21 protein-coding genes are annotated in these 18,970 nt (G+C 51.2%); 19 read left to right on the top strand and 2 right to left on the bottom strand.

Going from position 1 to position 18,970, the window contains the following annotated elements:
• Nucleotides 1–184 precede the first annotated feature (184 nt).
• The 5 genes from MNO13_RS04930 to alaE all read left to right on the top strand — a co-directional run bounded on the left by MNO13_RS04930 (nucleotide 185) and on the right by alaE (nucleotide 2,986).
• Nucleotides 185–847 carry a GntR family transcriptional regulator gene (locus MNO13_RS04930; protein WP_064544012.1) on the top strand — a complete coding sequence of 221 codons (663 nt, stop codon included), beginning with the start codon at nucleotides 185–187 and terminating at the stop codon, nucleotides 845–847.
• A 79-nt stretch (nucleotides 848–926) separates the two neighbouring features.
• Complete coding sequence (locus tag MNO13_RS04925) at nucleotides 927–1,229, top strand: ArsR/SmtB family transcription factor (RefSeq protein ID WP_064544010.1); 303 nt, start codon at nucleotides 927–929, stop codon at nucleotides 1,227–1,229.
• A gap of 8 nt (nucleotides 1,230–1,237) precedes the next feature.
• The gene (locus MNO13_RS04920) at nucleotides 1,238–1,762 is read left to right on the top strand and encodes a rhodanese family protein (RefSeq protein ID WP_064544008.1); all 525 of its coding nucleotides are present in this window, start codon (nucleotides 1,238–1,240) and stop codon (nucleotides 1,760–1,762) included.
• Between the two features lie 209 nt (nucleotides 1,763–1,971).
• Nucleotides 1,972–2,151: a hypothetical protein gene (locus tag MNO13_RS04915; RefSeq protein WP_064544059.1), complete on the top strand. Its 180-nt coding sequence runs from the start codon at nucleotides 1,972–1,974 to the stop codon at nucleotides 2,149–2,151.
• Between the two features lie 379 nt (nucleotides 2,152–2,530).
• Entirely contained in the window at nucleotides 2,531–2,986 is a 456-nt protein-coding gene (gene alaE / locus MNO13_RS04910) for an L-alanine exporter AlaE (RefSeq protein ID WP_064544006.1), read from the top strand.
• Nucleotides 2,987–3,027: 41 nt separating this feature from the next.
• On the opposite strand, the gene MNO13_RS04905 is transcribed toward alaE, so the two are convergent.
• Nucleotides 3,028–3,369: a DUF2002 family protein gene (locus tag MNO13_RS04905; protein ID WP_064544004.1), complete on the bottom strand. Its 342-nt coding sequence runs from the start codon at nucleotides 3,367–3,369 to the stop codon at nucleotides 3,028–3,030.
• Between the two features lie 160 nt (nucleotides 3,370–3,529).
• On the opposite strand from MNO13_RS04905, the gene MNO13_RS04900 reads away from it, so the two are divergent.
• Nucleotides 3,530–3,856, top strand: coding sequence for an ElaB/YgaM/YqjD family protein (locus MNO13_RS04900; protein WP_034457412.1), 327 nt, complete (start codon nucleotides 3,530–3,532; stop codon nucleotides 3,854–3,856).
• Nucleotides 3,857–4,264: 408 nt separating this feature from the next.
• Here the strand turns inward: MNO13_RS04900 and pdxR are convergent, their stop codons facing one another.
• A complete protein-coding gene (gene pdxR / locus MNO13_RS04895; protein WP_241940043.1) occupies nucleotides 4,265–5,596 on the bottom strand; it encodes a MocR-like pyridoxine biosynthesis transcription factor PdxR in 1,332 nt (443 codons plus the stop codon).
• A gap of 132 nt (nucleotides 5,597–5,728) precedes the next feature.
• On the opposite strand from pdxR, the gene MNO13_RS04890 reads away from it, so the two are divergent.
• From MNO13_RS04890 to emrA, 13 genes are all read left to right on the top strand, one after another.
• Nucleotides 5,729–6,160, top strand: coding sequence for a carboxymuconolactone decarboxylase family protein (locus MNO13_RS04890; RefSeq protein ID WP_121815031.1), 432 nt, complete (start codon nucleotides 5,729–5,731; stop codon nucleotides 6,158–6,160).
• A 158-nt stretch (nucleotides 6,161–6,318) separates the two neighbouring features.
• Nucleotides 6,319–6,555, top strand: a complete 237-nt coding sequence (nrdH, locus tag MNO13_RS04885; protein ID WP_241939592.1) for a glutaredoxin-like protein NrdH — start codon at nucleotides 6,319–6,321, stop codon at nucleotides 6,553–6,555.
• Nucleotides 6,552–6,962, top strand: coding sequence for a class Ib ribonucleoside-diphosphate reductase assembly flavoprotein NrdI (gene nrdI, locus MNO13_RS04880; RefSeq protein WP_237932603.1), 411 nt, complete (start codon nucleotides 6,552–6,554; stop codon nucleotides 6,960–6,962). The genes nrdH and nrdI overlap by 4 nt, the downstream gene beginning before the upstream one ends.
• Complete coding sequence (nrdE, locus tag MNO13_RS04875; protein ID WP_241939591.1) at nucleotides 6,935–9,082, top strand: class 1b ribonucleoside-diphosphate reductase subunit alpha; 2,148 nt, start codon at nucleotides 6,935–6,937, stop codon at nucleotides 9,080–9,082. The genes nrdI and nrdE overlap by 28 nt, the downstream gene beginning before the upstream one ends.
• 9 nt (nucleotides 9,083–9,091) lie before the next feature.
• On the top strand, nucleotides 9,092–10,054 hold the full coding sequence (gene nrdF, locus MNO13_RS04870; protein WP_241939590.1) for a class 1b ribonucleoside-diphosphate reductase subunit beta: 963 nt from the start codon (nucleotides 9,092–9,094) through the stop codon (nucleotides 10,052–10,054).
• Nucleotides 10,055–10,396: 342 nt separating this feature from the next.
• A complete protein-coding gene (proV, locus tag MNO13_RS04865; RefSeq protein WP_064543991.1) occupies nucleotides 10,397–11,596 on the top strand; it encodes a glycine betaine/L-proline ABC transporter ATP-binding protein ProV in 1,200 nt (399 codons plus the stop codon).
• The gene (proW, locus tag MNO13_RS04860; RefSeq protein WP_064543989.1) at nucleotides 11,593–12,672 is read left to right on the top strand and encodes a glycine betaine/L-proline ABC transporter permease ProW; all 1,080 of its coding nucleotides are present in this window, start codon (nucleotides 11,593–11,595) and stop codon (nucleotides 12,670–12,672) included. Before proV ends, proW begins: the two co-directional genes overlap by 4 nt.
• 54 nt (nucleotides 12,673–12,726) lie before the next feature.
• Complete coding sequence (proX, locus tag MNO13_RS04855) at nucleotides 12,727–13,719, top strand: glycine betaine/L-proline ABC transporter substrate-binding protein ProX (RefSeq protein WP_064543987.1); 993 nt, start codon at nucleotides 12,727–12,729, stop codon at nucleotides 13,717–13,719.
• A 940-nt stretch (nucleotides 13,720–14,659) separates the two neighbouring features.
• Nucleotides 14,660–15,835: an MFS transporter gene (locus tag MNO13_RS04850; protein WP_064543984.1), complete on the top strand. Its 1,176-nt coding sequence runs from the start codon at nucleotides 14,660–14,662 to the stop codon at nucleotides 15,833–15,835.
• A gap of 124 nt (nucleotides 15,836–15,959) precedes the next feature.
• On the top strand, nucleotides 15,960–16,700 hold the full coding sequence (locus MNO13_RS04845) for an AzlC family ABC transporter permease (RefSeq protein WP_064543982.1): 741 nt from the start codon (nucleotides 15,960–15,962) through the stop codon (nucleotides 16,698–16,700).
• Nucleotides 16,697–17,038, top strand: coding sequence for an L-valine transporter subunit YgaH (ygaH, locus tag MNO13_RS04840; RefSeq protein ID WP_064543980.1), 342 nt, complete (start codon nucleotides 16,697–16,699; stop codon nucleotides 17,036–17,038). The genes MNO13_RS04845 and ygaH overlap by 4 nt, the downstream gene beginning before the upstream one ends.
• 84 nt (nucleotides 17,039–17,122) lie before the next feature.
• Nucleotides 17,123–17,653, top strand: coding sequence for a transcriptional repressor MprA (gene mprA, locus MNO13_RS04835; RefSeq protein WP_064543978.1), 531 nt, complete (start codon nucleotides 17,123–17,125; stop codon nucleotides 17,651–17,653).
• 134 nt (nucleotides 17,654–17,787) lie between these two features.
• Nucleotides 17,788–18,960: a multidrug efflux MFS transporter periplasmic adaptor subunit EmrA gene (emrA, locus tag MNO13_RS04830; RefSeq protein ID WP_064543976.1), complete on the top strand. Its 1,173-nt coding sequence runs from the start codon at nucleotides 17,788–17,790 to the stop codon at nucleotides 18,958–18,960.
• Nucleotides 18,961–18,970: the final 10 nt, after the last annotated feature.

Below are 18,970 nucleotides of genomic sequence, written 5' to 3'. Positions count from 1 at the left end.
CGCCGATCACTTTTTCCCGATCGGCGGCGTAAAGAAAGTGAGGGATTGCACCAGTGGAGTGCATAGAAATGCAGTTATGCGCTTTTATAGTGCATGAAATTCAAATAATCCCGCAGTCTCAATGCCTTGCCGCTACCAGGCTAATATGTGAAGATTGCCGCTCACCAGGTTACCGCAGAACAACATGAAGAAAGATGCCGCCACTCAAATGCTGAGCGAGAAAATCGCCGAGACTATCCGCCAGAAGATTATCGTTGGCGAACTCGCGTCCGGCGCGCGCCTTTCGGAAGCAGCCCTCAGCGAACAACTGGATATTTCGCGCAATACGCTGCGTGAAGTGTTCCGCATGCTGACCCAGGAAGGGTTGCTGCGTTACGAGCCTAATCGCGGGGTTTGTGTGGCAGTGCCGGATATGGCGGCAATTCTCGATATTTACCGTATTCGTCGGCTGATTGAGTGCGACGCCCTCACCCATGCCTATCCGCTGCATCCAGCCGTTGCCAAAATGGAAGCCGCTGTGCAAGAAGCGCGGGAGTACCGCCAGACCAGCGAATGGCGGCAGGTGGGGACGGCAAATATGAAATTCCACACGGCGATTGTCGAATTGGCGGACAGCGAGCGCCTGACGCGCCTGTACCGCAATATCTCCGCAGAACTCCGGCTAGTATTCGGGCATCTTAACGATCCCGAAATTCTCTATGCCCCTTATATTGAGAAGAATGCCCACATCCTTGCGCTGCTGGTTGATGACCAAAATGAAAAAGCCGCCCGTACGCTCGCGGAGTACCTTGAGCTATCCGAGCGCACGGTACTGGCGGCCTGGGCCAGGCATCAACAATCATCCTGATCAATGGCTAACAATCACGTGCATTTTCCCATCCTTTAGTTTAGCATTTGCTTAATTAAGTAAGTGCTAAACTAAAACTATGAATCCCGAACTGCTAAAACTCCAGGCCAGCGCGAGCGATGCCGCAAAGCTACTCAAAGCAATGAGTAACGCCAATCGGCTGCTGATCCTCTGCATGTTGCTCGATTCCCCCGGCACCGGAGCAGGCGAGCTGGCTACGGCGACTGGGCTAAGTCCATCTGCCACTTCTCAGCATCTTGCCCGTATGCGCAATGAAGGGCTTATCGACAGTACCCGCGAGGCGCAGCGCATTCTTTATTTCATTAAAAGTGATGCCATTCGGGAGATCATTGGCACGCTTAAAGCCATTTATTGTCCGTGAGGAACAGCATGACTATCCAGACTATTTCCCCAAGCGATGCCAAAGCGCTGCTCACCAAAGGTGCGGCGTTGATTGATATCCGCGAGCGTGATGAATATGCGCGTGAGAATATTGCCGAGGCACATTTACTGTCGCTTTCTGCCATCGAAAATGGCGATAGACTTGGCCCGTTTGACCCTTTCGATACGGTAATTTTTTATTGCCAGTCCGGCATGCGCACCACGCAAAATGCCCAGAAACTGGTTGATGCCGTGGCCCCCGCAAAAGTGCTGCTGCTGGAAGGGGGATTAACGGCCTGGAAGAAAGATGGCCAGCAAATTCTCGAAGATAAATCACAGCCGTTGCCGTTAATGCGCCAGGTGCAAATTGCCGCCGGAAGCCTGGTTCTTGCGGGTGTGATTCTGGGGTTTGTTGTTCACCCAGGGTTCTATTTACTATCGGGGTTTGTCGGTGCGGGTTTGCTGTTTGCGGGTATCAGCGGTTTTTGCGGCATGGCGCGCTTGCTGGCAGTAATGCCCTGGAATAAGCACTGAGTGAGTTCGGCTTTTTGTCCCGTTATTTTGGGCTATGGTTAACGGTATATACCCGTTAGCATTCGAGTTGCAGCCAGGCGGCCAGGGAGCTTATCCCGATGAGCTTACTTAAGTAAGTGATTTGGGTAAGTGAGTGCAGCCAACACCCCTGCAGCTTGAAGGATGACGGGTATACGTAATTCATTTCTCTCAATTGAATGAGGTTAATTATGTTCAAGGCAGGCGATTTGGTGCAACCCAAGAAAGGTGGCCCGAAGTATGAAGTGCTGGATGTTCAGGGCGATACTTTGTTCTGTACCCCGAGGAATATTTTGAGCGGCGAAAAGGTCACGCTAAAAGCAGAAGACGTGGTTTTGTATAAAGAAGACGACGATTTTGGCGTTTGCTAATGCCGCTATGATCAGGCGGGCTACAGTTCACCCGCCTGAAACCACATAATTACCCCGCCCCACTCATCGTTATATAAACAACCCCACAACAAAAATTCAGGCTTTGAATAGCCCGAAAAACCGCTGCGACTGACGAAAAATTAACCCAATGATTTTTAAATGAAAATTAATAACGAAGCGACAAAATCATGAAACCCTGCCTTTTATGTGCCATTTAGCGGATTTTATTGACAAAACGCGATTAAATAAAAATTAATCACTAATTGTACGATTTCAACCAGCGATATAATCTAGTCAAATCAAAATAAGCCACGCATTAGCACTGCCATAATGTCGACCTGGTAGTGTATATATCTAATTTTCATTAGGAGCTGGAAGAATGTTTTCTCCTGAGTCACGCCTGCGTCATGCAGTCGCAGATACTTTTGCGATGGTAGTGTATTGCTCGGTTGTGAACATGATGATAGAGATTTTTCTCTCCGGCATGAGCTTTGAGCAGTCGCTCTCATCAAGGCTGGTCGCCATCCCGGTGAATATCCTGATTGCCTGGCCCTACGGTTTATATCGCGATGCTTTCATGCGTTTGACTAAACGTTATAGCAAAGCTAACTGGGCGAAAAATCTTGCTGATGTGCTGGCTTATGTGACTTTCCAGTCACCGGTTTACGTCGCCATTTTGTGGTCGGTCGGTGCTGACTGGACCCAGATAGCTGCAGCAGTCAGCTCTAACATTGTGGTGTCGATGTTTATGGGTGCCGCGTATGGCTACTTTTTGGATTATTGCCGTCGCTTATTCCGCATCAGCGGTTACCGGAATGCAAAAGCTGGGGCTTGAGGTTAGCGTTGCGCCGTGACGCGCAACAACACCGGTTTCGATTAATGCTCGCCAAACAAACCAGACAAATAACGTTCCAGCGCAATGCGTGAACTAAAACCGTGCGGAATGCCGTAATGCTGATGAGTTTCGCCAGCAAGGTAGAGTGGAAAATGCTGGTAGTGATCGCAAGTTTTAACGTCCGTGGCAGGGTCTGCCAGTGTCTGGCTTCGTTCTTTTAAGGTTGGGTGAATAATCAACGCAGTTCGCCCCATACGCGCTTCGCGATTCACATAAACGTAATTTTCACCACGGCGATATCCGTATGTTTTTGGTGTGACAACATCCATGGTAAAACCGGCTTTTTCAAGAACGCGGGCCACCTCATCGGGTCGTAAATACATAATTTTTCCTCATCATCTTCTATTGCAGCGCAACCTTACAATATCCAGCATTACTAGCGCTTTCAGATTAGTCCATAAAGACCGCGAAAGCGCGTGACCTGTCTCATGACTAAAAATTATGGTCTACACTGAGAAGTACATCGCAACAAGGGAGAAACTAATGTTTAACCGTGTAAATCGAAATGATGTAGACGAAGGTGTTGATGATATTAACCGTGACGTGAACCAGCTGGCCGACACGCTGGAAGAGGTTCTTAAATCGTTCGGTAGCGATGTTAAAGAAGAAGGGGAAGCCGCCCGCAAAAAAGCGGAATCTCTGCTCAAAGAGACACGAGCTCGCCTTCATGGTCGCACCCGTGTGAAACAAGCCGCCTGTGATGCGGTAGGTTGTGCCGATACTTATGTGCGCGACAAACCATGGCAAAGCGTGGGTATTAGCGCCGCCGTAGGTATTTTCATCGGGGCTTTATTAGCGTCCCGTCGTTAGCCACAAAAGTGTAGTGATAACAAATATGCGTCTGACCCCGGTTCTGCCGGGGTCTTTACTTTCTTGTGGGGTGGTAAGCCAGTTATGTCGGATGACGCTAACGCTTATCCGACCTACGGTTCGATTTTGACTTTGTAGGGTGGATAAGCGTTAGCGTCATCCACCATTTACGCCAGTTGTATCGGATGACCCTGCGCTTATCCGACCTATGGTTCGATTTTGACTTTGTAGGGTGGATAAGCGTTAGCGTCATCCACCATTTACGCCAGTTGTATCGGATGACCCTGCGCTTATCCGACCTATGGTTCGATTTTGACTTTGTAGGGTGGATAAGCGTTAGCGTCATCCACCATTTACGCCAGTTGTATCGGATGACGCTGCACTTATCCGACCTGGGAAGAGGTGCAGTCAGAAAATCGCGTCACGAAGTTGTTGCGCCACTTTGAGTGCCATCGCCATTGATGTGAGATTGGTAAAACTCATCAGAATTCCCCCTTCCCCTTTTGACACCATCCGCCAGTCACTTAATGCCTGCACCGCCAGCCCGGCTTCGCGAGCTTTCGCCACAAGCGCACGATCATCGCCGCCGACACGCATCACCAGTTGAATGCCTCCGGCCTGTGGAACCACATCAAAACCTTGCTGTTGCAGTGCCTGTTCCAGCCATACTCGCCGTTCGCTGTAGCACAGACGCATTTTTTTCAGATGACGCCAGAAATGGCCTTCGCGGAGAAAATCGGCAATGGTTTGCTGAATCAACAACGGCGCGGTGCAGGGTAAGTAATGAGTATGTTGTGAAAACGCCTCGACTTGCTGTTGCGGCACCACCAGCCAGGCGACGCGCAGCGCGGGAAATAGCGATTTGCTGAACGTCCCCGCGTAGATCACCCGTTGTGGGCCATCGAGGCTTTTTATCGGTGGCAGTGGTTTGCCATGGTAGCGGAATTCGCTGTCGTAATCGTCTTCAATCACCCAGCTTTGATTCGCTGCTGCCCAGTCCAGCAACTGATGGCGGCGTGCCAGTGACAACGCCACGCCAAGTGGGCTTTGGTGAGCGGGAGTAACCAGCGCAAAACGAGCTTCAGGGAAATGACCTAACCCGTAATCAATCTGCATCCCTTCGTTATCGACGGGGACGGGATGTAGCGCCATTCCTGCTTCAGCAAAAACCGGGCGCACATAGCGATAACCGGGGTCTTCCAGCCATATTCCGTCGCCAGGTTTTGCCAGGGTATGCACCACCAGACGCATGGCGGCCTGAAATCCGGCGGTGATAAATACCTGCTCCGGCTGGCAGTCAATACTGCGCGAAAATCGCAAATAATCGGCAATAGCCTGGCGCAGTGTCGATTCGCCGTTAGCCTCTGGCAGCATCAGGTCATAGCGGGTTTGCAGGCGCAGACGCCGCCCCATCATCCGCGCCCAGAGTGCGCGCGGGAATCCATCAAGGGCTGGTAACCCCATCTGAAACGGACGTGGCGCACCTTGCGGCTGGCTCGAGGTATTGGCAACGTTATTTGCCCCCGAAGTGGCTGAAGGGCTGACGAAGGTTCCCGCCTGGCCGCGCCTTTCCAGCCAACCTTGTGCCACCAGTTCGCCATAGGCGTTTTCCACTGTCGCCCGCGCCACGCCAAGTTCAAGTGCCATAGTACGGCTCGACGGCAAACGGCTTCCGGCCACCAGCTCACCATCACTGATTGCCTGTTTGAGTTGCCTGGCAATTTGTTGATAACGCGGGATGGCGTGGTGAGCGCTGACCACCAGTTGATTCGATTTTGCCATTATGGCCTGCTTTATTAGTTAGTTTATGGCTCTCTTTAGTAGTCCATCATAGTGCTAAATTGCTTTCACACCAACATGAGGAACAACACCATGACAGAATTACGCCAACCCTATTTTGACCTTTCCCCTGCTGTGTTTAAGCCGATGCTGCAAGCGCTGAAAGGTCTGGAGTCCAGCTCGCTGGGTTCAACACTGATTGAGCTGGTTTTCCTGCGTGTCTCGCAGATTAACGGTTGTGCTTATTGCCTGGAGATGCACTCAAAAGCCCTGCGCAAAGATGGCGTGGACCAGACCAAACTGGATGCGCTGGCGGGCTGGAAAGTGAGCCATCACTTCAGCGACAAAGAGCGTGCGGCGCTGGCCTGGGCTGAAGCGGTGACCATGATTACCGAAGGTGGTGCGGAAGATGCGGTGTACCAGCCGCTGCTGCAATTCTTTACTGCACAAGAGATTAGCGATCTGACTTTTGCCGCGAGCCTGATGAATGCGTTTAACCGCCTGGCGATCGGTATGCGTATGTAGTTTTTGAGTTTTCCCCTCACCCCGGCCCTCTCCCAAAGGAGAGGGTGAAAACCACGCCACTCCCTCCCTCTTATCGAAAATACTATATCTTGTATGGTTGATAATTTCCTCACCCACATCTAGTATTCATATTCTCAACACCAGAGAGAATAAGAATCATGCGCATTACCATATACACCCGAAATGACTGTGTCCAATGCCACGCCACCAAACGTGCTATCGAAAGCCGCGGGTTCTCTTTTGAGCTGATTAACCTCGATTTAAACCCAGAAGCGGCGGACGATTTACGCACGCTGGGTTATCGCCAGTTGCCAGTTGTTATCACCGAACAGGAAAGCTGGAGCGGGTTTAGGCCTGATATGATCAACCGCCTGCGCAGCCAGGCCCACGCATGAGCAACCTCGTCTACTTCTCCAGCACCTCGGAAAACACCCTGCGTTTTGTCGAACGCCTCGGGCTGCCCGCCGTGCGCATTCCGCTGGATTTCAAGCAGCGACTGGAAGTGACGGAACCGTACATTTTGATCGTGCCGAGCTATGGCGGCGGCGGGATTGCCGGAGCCGTTCCCGCTCAGGTGATCCGTTTTTTAAACAACCCGATTAATCGGTCGTTGTTGCGCGGTGTGATTGCCAGCGGCAACCGCAACTTCGGCGAAGGATTTTGCCGGGCAGGTGACGTGATCGCCCAAAAATGCCAGGTGCCGTATCTCTATCGTTTTGAGCTACTGGGCACCGGGCAAGACATTGAAAACGTGCGTAAGGGAGTCAAAGAATTTTGGCAACGACAGAAGCTATCAGCGTAATGGCAGCGGAAAGCGCGGATTATCACGCGCTCAATGCCATGTTGAATCTTTATGATTCCGAAGGGCGCATCCAGTTTGAGAAAGATAAACTGGCGGTCGAGCAATTCCATCAACAGCATGTGCTGCCCCGCTCGCGCCAGTTTTCTGGCCAGCAAGCGCGTCTGGACGGGCTGGTGGCGGAAGGCTATTACGACAACGCGGTGCTGCAACGTTATCAGCGCCGTTTTGTGGTGGAATTGTTTGAGAAAGCGCATCGCAGCGGTTTCCAGTTCCAGACCTTTTTGGGTGCCTGGAAGTATTACACCAGCTACACGCTGAAATCTTATGACGGCAAAGAGTATCTGGAACATTTCCCGGACCGCGTGTGTATGGTGGCGCTGACGCTGGCGCAAGGTGATGAAAAACTGGCAGTTCAGCTGATGGATGAAATGCTCAGTGGCCGCTTCCAGCCTGCAACACCGACGTTTTTGAACTGCGGGAAGATGCAGCGCGGCGAACTAGTTTCCTGCTTCCTGCTGCGTATCGAAGATAATATGGAGTCGATTGGCCGCGCGGTGAATTCGGCGTTGCAGCTTTCAAAACGCGGCGGCGGTGTGGCATTTCTGCTGTCGAATTTACGCGAAGTCGGCGCGCCGATTAAACGCATTGAAAACCAGTCGTCCGGGGTGATCCCGGTAATGAAGATGCTGGAAGATGCGTTTTCTTATGCCAACCAACTCGGTGCGCGCCAGGGCGCGGGCGCGGTTTATCTGCACGCCCATCATCCCGATATTTTGCGTTTCCTCGATACCAAACGCGAAAATGCTGATGAAAAGATCCGCATCAAATCGCTCTCACTTGGCGTGGTGATCCCGGATGTCACCTTCCAGTTAGCGAAAGACAACCAGCCGATGGCGCTGTTTTCGCCTTACGATGTCGAGCGTATTTACGGCAAGCCGTTTGGCGATATTGCGGTCAGCGATTTGTACCTTGAAATGCTGGCAGACGAACGCATCCGCAAGACCTTTATTAACGCGCGCGATTTCTTCCAGACACTGGCCGAAATCCAGTTTGAGTCCGGTTATCCGTACATCATGTTTGAAGATACGGTCAACCGCGCCAACCCGATTGCCGGGCGCATTAATATGAGCAACCTGTGTTCAGAAATTTTGCAGGTGAATAGCGCGTCGAGCTATGACGAAAACCTCGATTACCAGAATGTGGGCCACGATATTTCCTGCAATCTCGGTTCACTGAATATCGCGCATGCGATGGATTCCGCAGATTTTGCTCAGACTATAGAAACCGCCATTCGTGGGCTGACGGCGGTTTCCGATATGAGCCACATTCGCTCGGTGCCGTCGATTGAAGCGGGCAACTCCGCCTCCCATGCAATTGGCCTCGGGCAGATGAATCTGCACGGTTATCTGGCACGCGAAAGCATTGCTTATGGCTCTGCGGAAGGGTTGGATTTCACTAACATCTATTTTTACACCGTCACCTGGCATGCCATTCGCGCCTCGAATTTGCTGGCACGGGAACGCAAACAGCGTTTTGCAGGTTTTGAACAATCACGCTATGCGAGCGGTGAATATTTCCAGCAATATCTGCAAGAAAACTGGCAGCCGAAAACCCAAAAAGTTCGCGAGTTATTTGCCAACGCCGGTATCACCATCCCCACTCGCAGGCAGTGGCAGCAGTTGCGTGATGATGTGATGGAGTTCGGCCTGTATAACCAGAATTTGCAGGCCATTCCACCAACGGGTTCTATTTCGTATATCAACCACGCAACGTCGAGTATTCACCCGATTGTTTCGCGTATTGAGATCCGCAAAGAAGGCAAAACCGGGCGCGTTTATTATCCGGCCCCGTTTATGACCAATGAGAATCTCGAGTATTACCAGGATGCCTACGATATTGGCCCGGAAAAGATAATCGACACCTACGCGCAAGCCACACGCCACGTTGATCAAGGTTTGTCGCTGACGCTATTTTTCCGCGATACCGCCACCACCCGCGATATTAATAAAGCGCAGATTTATGCCTGGAAAAAAGGCATTAAAACGCTGTATTACATTCGCTTGCGTCAGATGGCACTGGAAGGCACCGAAGTCCAGGGCTGCGTGTCCTGCGCTTTATAAGGAGAGAAGATGACTCAGTTAAACCGCGCGCGCGCCATCAACTGGAATATTATCGAGGATGAGAAAGATCTCGAGGTATGGAACCGCCTGACCAGTAATTTTTGGCTGCCGGAAAAAGTCCCGCTGTCGAACGATATTCCGGCGTGGCAATCACTTAGCAACGATGAACAGCAGCTGACGATCCGCGTATTTACTGGGTTGACGTTGTTGGACACCATTCAGAATACCATTGGCGCACCCGTATTAATGGCTGACGCAATAACACCCCATGAAGAAGCGGTGTTGTCGAACGTGAGTTTTATGGAAGCGGTGCATGCTCGTTCTTATAGTTCGATTTTCTCGACACTTTGCCAGAGCAAAGATGTTGATGCCGCTTATGCGTGGAGTGAAGCCAATGAACCACTCCAGCGCAAAGCGCAAATTATCCTCGCGCATTATCATGCCGATGACCCGTTGAAGAAGAAAATCGCCAGCGTATTTTTGGAGTCGTTCTTATTTTATTCAGGCTTTTATTTGCCGATGTATTGGTCAAGCCGTGGCAAGTTGACCAACACCGCAGACCTGATTCGTCTGATCATTCGTGACGAGGCGGTGCATGGCTATTACATCGGTTATAAATTTCAGAAAAATCTTGTGCAGCAAAGCGCTGAACGACAGAGCGAATTGCAGAATTTCGCCTTCGAGTTGCTGATGGATCTTTACGATAATGAAGTGGCGTATACCGATGCGTTGTATGGCGATGTCGGCTGGCAGGAAGAGGTCAAAGCGTTCCTTTGCTATAACGCCAATAAAGCACTGATGAACCTCGGCTATAATGCGCTGTTCCCGCCTGAAATGGCCGCAGTGAACCCTGCGATTCTGGCAGCGCTTTCTCCCAACGCCGACGAAAACCATGACTTCTTCTCAGGCTCGGGTTCGTCGTATGTGATGGGGAAAGCGGTGGAGACTCAGGACGAAGATTGGGACTTCTAATTAAGAAAAATAGATTAATCCACAGCGGATAATCGAACACATAACCCACCAAATTTTGCGTTTATTTATGGCGGATAGAGTGATGCTTATCCGCCATGGATATTATTGTGAACCTCGTCTCATTCAGGCTAATTTCGCCTCCGGTTACAAAAAATATCATCTTTTTCATATTTGCCCTCAGCCCTTTACTCATGGGAAATGCCGACCACATGCGCCGTGCGGATATTGGATATATCGGAAATGGAGGGTTGTCTCAGATTCTAAGTATGTTAGGGTATATGCAGTGAATATTTCCATCAGGAATTGTGTATAAATATATAAATACAGGAATAACTTTATTGCATGGCAATTAAACTTGAAGTGAAGAATTTATATAAAGTATTTGGTGAGCATCCACAGCGCGCATTCAAATATATAGAAAAAGGTATTTCAAAAGCAGAATTACTGGAGAAAACAGGGCTGTCGCTTGGCGTAAAAGACGCCAGTCTGGCCATTGAAGAAGGCGAGATTTTTGTCATCATGGGGTTATCGGGTTCCGGTAAATCCACCATGGTTCGCCTTCTCAATCGCCTGATTGAACCAACCCGTGGACAGGTACTGATTGACGGCGTAGACATTGCCAAAATATCAGAAGCGGAACTCCGTGAAGTACGTAAAAATAAGATTTCCATGGTATTCCAGTCCTTTGCTTTGATGCCTCATATGACGGTGTTAAATAACGCTGGATTCGGCATGGAATTAGCCGGTATTGCGTTGAAAGAACGTCAGGAAAAAGCGCTTGATGCACTGCGTCAGGTTGGGCTGGAAAATTATGCCCACGCTTATCCCGATGAGCTTTCTGGCGGTATGCGTCAGCGTGTGGGTTTGGCTCGTGCTTTGGCGATTAATCCCGATATATTATTGATGGATGAAGCCTTCTCTGCCCTCGATCCTTTAATTCGTACTGAAATGCAGGACGAGTTAATTAAATTGCAGGCGAAACATCAGCGTACCATCGTATTTATTTCCCACGATCTGGATGAAGCGATGCGTATTGGCGACCGAATTGCCATTATGCAGGGTGGTGAAGTGGTGCAAGTCGGTACGCCGGATGAAATTCTCAATAATCCGGCGAATGATTATGTGCGCACCTTCTTCCGTGGCGTAGATATTAGCCAGGTATTTAGCGCTAAGGATATTGCCCGTCGTAGCCCGGCCGGCCTGTTGCGTAAAACTGCCGGTTTCGGCCCAAGATCCGCGCTGAAATTGCTGCAAGATGAAGACCGTGAATTTGGTTATGTCATTGAACGCGGGCAAAAATTCCTCGGTATTGTTTCCACTGATTCACTGAAAGCCGCGTTAGCTGCGGGCCAGGGTCTGGACAATGCTTACCTCGAATCTCCAGCGGCCGTTTCCGCAGAGACTTCACTGAGTGATCTACTCACCCATGTCGGCCAGGCACCGTGCGCGGTTCCGGTTGTTGGGGAAGAGAGTCAGTACGTGGGCATTATCTCGAAAGGGGTTCTGCTGCAGGCGTTAGATCGTGAGGGGGTAAGTCAATGAGTGCAGAAAATCCGTGGGATACCGGCAGTGCGGCTGCCGACGCAACAACCAATCAGGCCGCAGCGACCGCCGATGCGTGGGGAAGCCAGGCGGCCTCAACACCCGCAGCCAGTAGCAGTGCAGACTGGCTGAATTCAGCGCCTGCCCCGCAGCCTGAACATTTTAATATTTTAGATCCCTTTCATAAGACGCTGATCCCGCTCGATAGCTGGGTGACGCACGGCATCGATTGGGTGGTTACGCACTTCCGTCCGCTGTTCCAGGGCATTCGCGTGCCGGTGGATTATATACTGAGCGGCTTCCAGCATTTCTTGCTGGGGATGCCCGCCCCGGTTGCCATCGTTCTGTTTGCGCTGATTGCGTGGCAGATGTCGAGCCTCGGGATGGGGATCGCGACGCTGGTTTCACTGGTGGCGATTGGCGCGATTGGCGCGTGGTCGCAAGCAATGGTGACGCTGGCGCTGGTTCTGACCGCCCTGCTGTTCTGCATGATTATTGGTTTACCGCTCGGTATTTGGCTTGCCAGAAGCGAACGGGCCGCGAAGATTATCCGTCCGTTATTAGATGCCATGCAGACTACACCAGCGTTTGTTTACCTGGTGCCAATTGTGATGCTGTTCGGTATCGGTAACGTGCCGGGTGTGGTGGTGACGATTATCTTTGCCCTGCCACCGATTGTGCGCCTGACGATTCTGGGAATTAAGCAGGTTCCGGAAGATTTGATTGAAGCCTCTCGTTCGTTTGGCGCAAGCCCACGTCAGATGCTGTTCAAAGTTCAGTTACCGCTGGCGATGCCAACCATTATGGCGGGCGTCAACCAGACGCTGATGCTGGCACTTTCGATGGTGGTTATCGCGTCAATGATTGCCGTCGGCGGTCTTGGTCAGATGGTGCTGCGCGGTATTGGTCGCCTTGATATGGGTCTGGCGACCGTTGGCGGCGTCGGCATTGTAATTCTGGCCATTATTCTCGACCGTTTAACTCAGTCCATTGGCCGCGATTCACGCAGCCGTGGCAACCGCCGCTGGTTTAACACCGGCCCAATTGGTCTTTTGACCCGTCCCTTCATCAAATAAACATGATGGCGGCATGCGTGCCGCCTCACGCCCCATCACCGATAAGGAAGCATGATGCGACACACAACTATTTTAGCCGCAACACTCGCCACTCTGATGACCACCAGCGCTTTTGCCGCTGATTTGCCGGGAAAAGGCATTACGGTTCAACCTGCGCAAAGCACTATCTCAGAAGAATCATTCCAGACTTTGCTGGTGAGCCGCGCCCTGGAAAAATTGGGCTATACGGTGAATAAACCGAGTGAAGTGGATTACAACGTGGCCTACACCTCCATGGCCGCAGGCGATACCACATTTATCGCCACTAACTGGAAGCCGTTGCACGACGATATGTACGACGCTGCTGGCGGCGATAAGAAGTTTTATCGTGAAGGTACTTACGTTCAGGGTGCCGCTCAGGGTTATCTGATAGATAAGAAAACGGCCGAGCAATATAAGATAACCAATATCGAGCAGCTAAAAGATCCTAAGATTGCCAAACTGTTTGATACCAACGGCGACGGTAAAGCCGATTTAACTGGCTGCACACCTGGTTGGGGCTGCGAAGCGGTTATCAATCACCAGATTGGCGCTTTCGGCCTGACGAATACCGTGGAACATAACCAGGGTAACTATTCGGCGATGATTGCCGATACCATTACGCGTCACAAAGAAGGCAAGCCGGTTATCTACTACACCTGGACGCCATATTGGGTGAGTGATGTGATGGTTCCGGGCAAAGATGTGGTGTGGCTGCAAGTGCCGTTCTCTTCTATGCCAGGCAAACAGAAAGACGTGGATACCAAACTGCCGAATGGCGCGAACTATGGTTTCCCGGTAAATACCATGCACATTGTGGCGAACAAAGCCTGGGCTGAGAAAAACCCGCAGGCGGCGAAGCTGTTTAGTCTGATGAAGCTGCCACTGGCGGATATCAACGCCGAGAATGCAATGATGCACAACGGTAAAGCGTCAGAAGCGGATATTCAGGGTCACGTCGATGGCTGGATTAAAGCACACCAGGCCGAGTTTGATGGCTGGGTGAATGAGGCTTTGGCGACGAAGTAAGTTTTTGCCCTCACCCTAACCCTCTCCCACGGGTGTCTCTTATACACACTCACCCTGGCAATCTTGTCAGGGTGAGATCTGTAAGCCTCGCTGATTTTCCGTTCACCCGTATGTTCAGTTATCTCTTAATTCCCGAAAACGGTGAACGTATCAAGGTGTTAACGCCAACACCTTGATAATCCAGGCGCGCGGCAAATCAATCGCCGCTAAAGCGGTAAACACCGTTTTTCACCCAACATTCGGGCGTTCGCGATTCGTTTATTCGGCACATCCCTGTGCCGAACCACTTCGTGGCCAACGCAAGCGTTGTTCAAAAATGTTCCTGACATTCTTAGTCCGACGATCACTCTCTCACGTAGTTCCCGACCACGTGACCCCGACTGAAGGGTAAAAAACGGCGCGATTGAAGCCGGGAACAAGGTCAAAACCGCTCTGGCTTTTGACCTTGAATTTCGGGTCCGGCTTAAATCGCCTCCATTTTGACTCCAGGTGGCAGGGTCCAGCCGTCGGGAACGGCTGGAGGGCGCGATCGTCGGGAACGAATCGCAACCGACCCTGACACGGAGGCAAAATGGAGGTTTACCGCTTGCGGCGATTTATTTGCCGGGAGTCAGGGTTCTTAGGGTGACGACGGTGGTCACCCTAAGACGTTCACCGGTTCCGTGGCGACATAAATACACTTTCGCCTGGTGAACGGAACCGTCTCCGAATCGGCAGGAACCGTCCCTCAAAGAGGTGACTAAAAGCCAGCTCCCACGGGAGAGGGTATAGTCCGGCGCTCTCCCTCTCCTTCTCACACTGATGCCAGTTTTCCCCTTCTCCAGGGGGACAAGGTCGGGATGAGGGCGTCCCAATCAAAAACAAAGCGCACAATCCGACCCCTGCCTACCTTATTTTTAGCTATTATTCCCGCTCCATCATCACAAGCTGAAAAATAACAATGAAAACATCCACTCAAGGACTGAGCCCCGCTCTGATTGTCCTGATGTCTCTCGCCACGGGTTTGGCCGTTGCCAGTAACTATTATGCGCAACCCCTGCTCGACACTATCGCGACGGCATTTTCCCTTTCAATTAATCAGGCCGGGTTTATCGTTACCGCAGCGCAGCTAGGCTATGCCGTAGGGCTGCTGTTCCTGGTGCCGTTGGGCGATATGTTTGAACGCCGTGGGTTGATTGTGTTTATGACGCTGCTCGCCGCGGGTGGGATGGTGATTGTCGCCCTCAGCCAGACGCTGTGGATGATGATTCTTGGCACCGCACTCACTGGCTTGTTCTCGGTGGTCGCCCAGATTCTTGTGCCATTGGCAGCAACGCTTGCGGAGCCGGAAAAGCGCGGCAAAGTGGTCGGCACCATTATGAGCGGGCTGCTGCTGGGGATTTTGCTGGCACGTACTGTAGCCGGGTTACTGGCAGGCATTGGCGGCTGGCGCACCGTTTACTGGGTTGCAAGTGTATTAATGGTGGTGATGGCGCTGGCTTTGTGGCGTGGTTTACCAAAAGTGAAATCCGACACCCATCTGAATTATCCGCAATTGTTGTCGTCGGTATTCGGCTTGTTTATCAAAACTCCGCTGCTGCGGACCCGCGCTTTGCTCGGCTGCCTGACCTTTGCCAACTTCAGTATTCTCTGGACGTCGATGGCGTTTCTGCTGGCGTCACCGCCCTTTAATTTCTCGGAAAGCGTGATTGGTTTGTTTGGCCTCGCGGGTGCTGCGGGTGCTTTGGGTGCGCGTCCCGCTGGCGGGTTTGCGGACAAAGGCAAAGCCCATCTCACCACAACTATTGGGCTGGTGCTGTTGTTAGTGTCCTGGATTGCAACCGCGATGGGGCAGTATTCCGTTATCGCGTTGATCATCGGGATTCTGGTGCTGGATTTAACCGTTCAGGGCGTACATATCACTAACCAGACGGTTATCTACCGCATGATGCCGGATGCGCGAAATCGTCTGACCGCCGGTTATATGACCAGCTACTTTATTGGCGGGGCCGCAGGTTCGCTGATCTCCGCCAGTGCTTATCAACATGCCGGATGGAATGGCGTGTGCGTGGCCGGTGCGATTGTCGCCCTACTAAATTTAGTAGTGTGGTGGCGTGGTTATCACCGCCAACCGTGATGTCACTATTCCTTTACAACCGCCAGAAATAATTTGGGGTATTAAGGGTCGTACCAGTCTGTTAAGGTTATCCCCGTTTATTAATTCGAGTGACTTTAACGTAAGAAACTTATAAATATTTAATATGGATAGTCCTGCAACAGTTCCATTAGATAATAATCACAGCGATGCCACCTGGGTTGAAGGGCTGAAAGACAGTTTACCGATTGTCATCAGTTATATTCCGGTCGCGTTTGCGTTTGGGCTTAATGCCACGAAGCTGGGATTTACGCCACTCGAAAGCTTGTTTTTCTCCTGCATTATTTATGCCGGGGCCAGCCAGTTTGTGATAACTGCGTTACTGGCTGCGGGTAGTTCTCTGTGGGTCGCCGCCTTAACGGTGATGGCAATGGATGTGCGCCACGTGTTGTATGGCCCTTCCCTGCGTCAGCGCATCACCCGCCAGTTGAGTAAACCTAAAACCGCGATTTGGGCCTTCGGCCTGACCGACGAAGTTTTTGCCGCCGCCACCGCCAAACTGGTGCGTGATAACCGGCGCTGGAGCGAAAACTGGATGATCGGTATCGCCTTTAGTTCATGGTTTTCTTGGGTTTTAGGCACCGCGCTGGGAGCATGGTCTGGTAATGGTTTACTGGACCACCTGCCCGCTGTTGAAGCGGCTTTAGGGTTTATGTTGCCCGCCCTGTTCATGAGTTTCATGCTGGCGTCGTTCCAGCGTAAACAATCATGGACGGTTACCGCTTCGCTTGCTGGCGCATTGTTGGGCGTGACGCTGGTTTCTATTCCGGTGGCGATTCTTGCAGGGATTGTCTGTGGCTGTATGGCTGCATTAGTACAGGCGTTTTATCAAGGTGAACACGGATGAGTACACAAGTACTTTTGCTGGGTTTGCTGGTCGGCCTTGCCAACTATCTGTTTCGTTATTTGCCTCTGCGTATCCGGGCAAATACCACTCGTCCGGCCAAACGCGGCGCCACTGGCATACTGCTCGACAGTATCGGAATCGCATCGATTTGTGCGTTGCTGGTGGTTTCGAGTGTTCCGGAGATTATGCAGAACGCGCAACGTCTGGTCCCGACGCTTGTCGGTTTTATTATTCTCGGGCTGAGTTTTTATAAAACTCGCAGCATCATTGTCCCGACATTATTAAGTGCTCTGGGTTATGGATTAACCTGGAAACTCATGATGGTGATATCAGTCTGACCAATAAAAACGTATCAACAATACATTTACTTTATTTGTCACCATCGTTATTATATCGACCGAAACTAATGAGGTTATGCCAAAATGGATAGTTCGTTTACGCCCATTGAACAAATGCTAAAATTTCGCGCCAAACGCTATGAGGAATTCCCGTACCAGGAAGTCCTGCTGACGCGCCTTTGCATGCACATGCAAGGCAAGCTTTTGGAAAACCGCAATAAAATGCTGAAAGCTCAGGGGATTAACGAGACGCTGTTTATGGCGTTAATTACTCTTGAATCGCAGGAAAACCACAGCATCCAGCCTTCTGAATTGAGCTGTGCTTTGGGGTCTTCCCGTACTAACGCGACTCGTATTGCCGATGAACTGGAAAAGCGTGGCTGGATTGAACGCCGTGAAAGCGATAACGATCGCCGCTGCCTGCATCTGCATTTAACCGAAAAAGGTCAGGAGTTCCTGCGTCAGGTGTTACCACCGCAGCACCACTGCTTACATGAGCTGTGGTCCACGCTGAGTGGTTCGGAAAAAGAGCAGTTGGAACAGATCACCCGCAAACTGCTGACCCGCCTTGATGAAATGGACGAAAACCAGACTGTACTTGAAGCCGTGCGCTAAGTGCCGTCATCGCGTTAAATCGTAGTATCCCAAAAAAGATGAATACTGACAGGCCAGCAACTTACCTTGCTGGCCTGTTGGGTCTAACAGGTCGGCTCAGCCGATCACTATAATAAAAAAGTGTGGAGATAAGCATGAGCGCACATGCGGAGACTCAAACCTCGCAGCAGCCGGGTAACAAGAAAGGCAAACGTAAAGGTGCCTTACTTGTGTTGACCTTGCTGTTTGTCATTATTGCTGTGGCATATGGGATTTACTGGTTCTTAGTATTACGTCACTACGAAAACACGGATGATGCGTATGTGGCCGGTAATCAGGTGCAGATAATGTCCCAGGTTTCCGGAAGCGTAACTAAAGTTTGGGCAGATAATACCGACTTCGTTAAACAGGGCGATGTTCTGGTGACGCTGGACCAGGCTGACGCTGAGCAAGCCTTTGAACAAGCACAAACCGTGCTGGCTTCAAGCGTGCGCCAGACTCGTCAGTTAATGATTAACAGTAAGCAATATCAGGCCAATATTGAGCTGCAAAAGACTTCTCTGGCACAAGCTCAAAGCGACCTGAATCGCCGCGTGCCGCTGGGGAATGCAAACCTGATTGGCCGTGAAGAGTTGCAACACGCCCGAGATGCCGTCGCATCGGCTCAAGCGCAACTGGATGTTGCCATTCAACAATATAATGCCAATCAGGCCATGATCCTCGGAACCAAACTCGAAGAACAGCCAAGTGTTAAACAAGCGGCTGCGGAGTTACGTAACGCCTGGATGGCACTGCAACGGACTAAGATTGTCAGCCCAATGACCGGCTATGTTTCACGCCGTGTGGTGCAAGTTGGCGCACAGATTAGCCCGACCACACCGCTGATGGCTATCGTGCCAGCGAGTGGTTTGTGGGTTGATGCAAACTTCAAAGAAACGCAGCTTGCGCATATGCGTATTGGCCAACCGGCGACGGTCGTCAGTGATATTTACGGCGACAAAGTTGAGTACACCGGTAAAGTTGTTGGCCTGGATATGGGTACCGGCAGCGCGTTCTCTCTGCTTCCTGCACAAAACGCCACCGGTAACTGGATTAAAGTGGTTCAGCGTTTGCCGGTTCGTATTGAACTGGATGCCAAACAGCTTGAACAACATCCGCTGCGTATCGGTTTGTCGACGCTGGTGACGGTGGATACCAGTAACCGCGATGGCAGTATGCTGGCAAACACCACTCGTCACTCTCCGGTGTATGAAAGCAATGCGCGCGAGCTGAATCTTGCGCCTGCCAACGAGCTTATCAATAACATCATCCAGGCCAATGCGGGTTAACAAAGCGGAG

It is taken from the genome of Buttiauxella ferragutiae (genome assembly GCF_022637515.1).
In the GTDB taxonomy this organism is placed as follows: domain Bacteria; phylum Pseudomonadota; class Gammaproteobacteria; order Enterobacterales; family Enterobacteriaceae; genus Buttiauxella; species Buttiauxella ferragutiae.
Note: the sequence above shows the minus strand (reverse complement) of the source record. Positions and strands in the feature narration are given on the sequence as shown.

Coding starts and splice junctions, on each gene's coding strand:
- MNO13_RS04930 (WP_064544012.1), top strand. CDS start 185: ATGAAGAAAGATGCCGCCACTCAAATGCTGAGCGAGAAAATCGCCGAG.
- MNO13_RS04925 (WP_064544010.1), top strand. CDS start 927: ATGAATCCCGAACTGCTAAAACTCCAGGCCAGCGCGAGCGATGCCGCA.
- MNO13_RS04920 (WP_064544008.1), top strand. CDS start 1,238: ATGACTATCCAGACTATTTCCCCAAGCGATGCCAAAGCGCTGCTCACC.
- MNO13_RS04915 (WP_064544059.1), top strand. CDS start 1,972: ATGTTCAAGGCAGGCGATTTGGTGCAACCCAAGAAAGGTGGCCCGAAG.
- alaE (WP_064544006.1), top strand. CDS start 2,531: ATGTTTTCTCCTGAGTCACGCCTGCGTCATGCAGTCGCAGATACTTTT.
- MNO13_RS04905 (WP_064544004.1), bottom strand. CDS start 3,369: ATGTATTTACGACCCGATGAGGTGGCCCGCGTTCTTGAAAAAGCCGGT.
- MNO13_RS04900 (WP_034457412.1), top strand. CDS start 3,530: ATGTTTAACCGTGTAAATCGAAATGATGTAGACGAAGGTGTTGATGAT.
- MNO13_RS04890 (WP_121815031.1), top strand. CDS start 5,729: ATGACAGAATTACGCCAACCCTATTTTGACCTTTCCCCTGCTGTGTTT.
- nrdH (WP_241939592.1), top strand. CDS start 6,319: ATGCGCATTACCATATACACCCGAAATGACTGTGTCCAATGCCACGCC.
- nrdI (WP_237932603.1), top strand. CDS start 6,552: ATGAGCAACCTCGTCTACTTCTCCAGCACCTCGGAAAACACCCTGCGT.
- nrdF (WP_241939590.1), top strand. CDS start 9,092: ATGACTCAGTTAAACCGCGCGCGCGCCATCAACTGGAATATTATCGAG.
- proV (WP_064543991.1), top strand. CDS start 10,397: ATGGCAATTAAACTTGAAGTGAAGAATTTATATAAAGTATTTGGTGAG.
- proW (WP_064543989.1), top strand. CDS start 11,593: ATGAGTGCAGAAAATCCGTGGGATACCGGCAGTGCGGCTGCCGACGCA.
- proX (WP_064543987.1), top strand. CDS start 12,727: ATGCGACACACAACTATTTTAGCCGCAACACTCGCCACTCTGATGACC.
- MNO13_RS04850 (WP_064543984.1), top strand. CDS start 14,660: ATGAAAACATCCACTCAAGGACTGAGCCCCGCTCTGATTGTCCTGATG.
- MNO13_RS04845 (WP_064543982.1), top strand. CDS start 15,960: ATGGATAGTCCTGCAACAGTTCCATTAGATAATAATCACAGCGATGCC.
- ygaH (WP_064543980.1), top strand. CDS start 16,697: ATGAGTACACAAGTACTTTTGCTGGGTTTGCTGGTCGGCCTTGCCAAC.
- mprA (WP_064543978.1), top strand. CDS start 17,123: ATGGATAGTTCGTTTACGCCCATTGAACAAATGCTAAAATTTCGCGCC.
- emrA (WP_064543976.1), top strand. CDS start 17,788: ATGAGCGCACATGCGGAGACTCAAACCTCGCAGCAGCCGGGTAACAAG.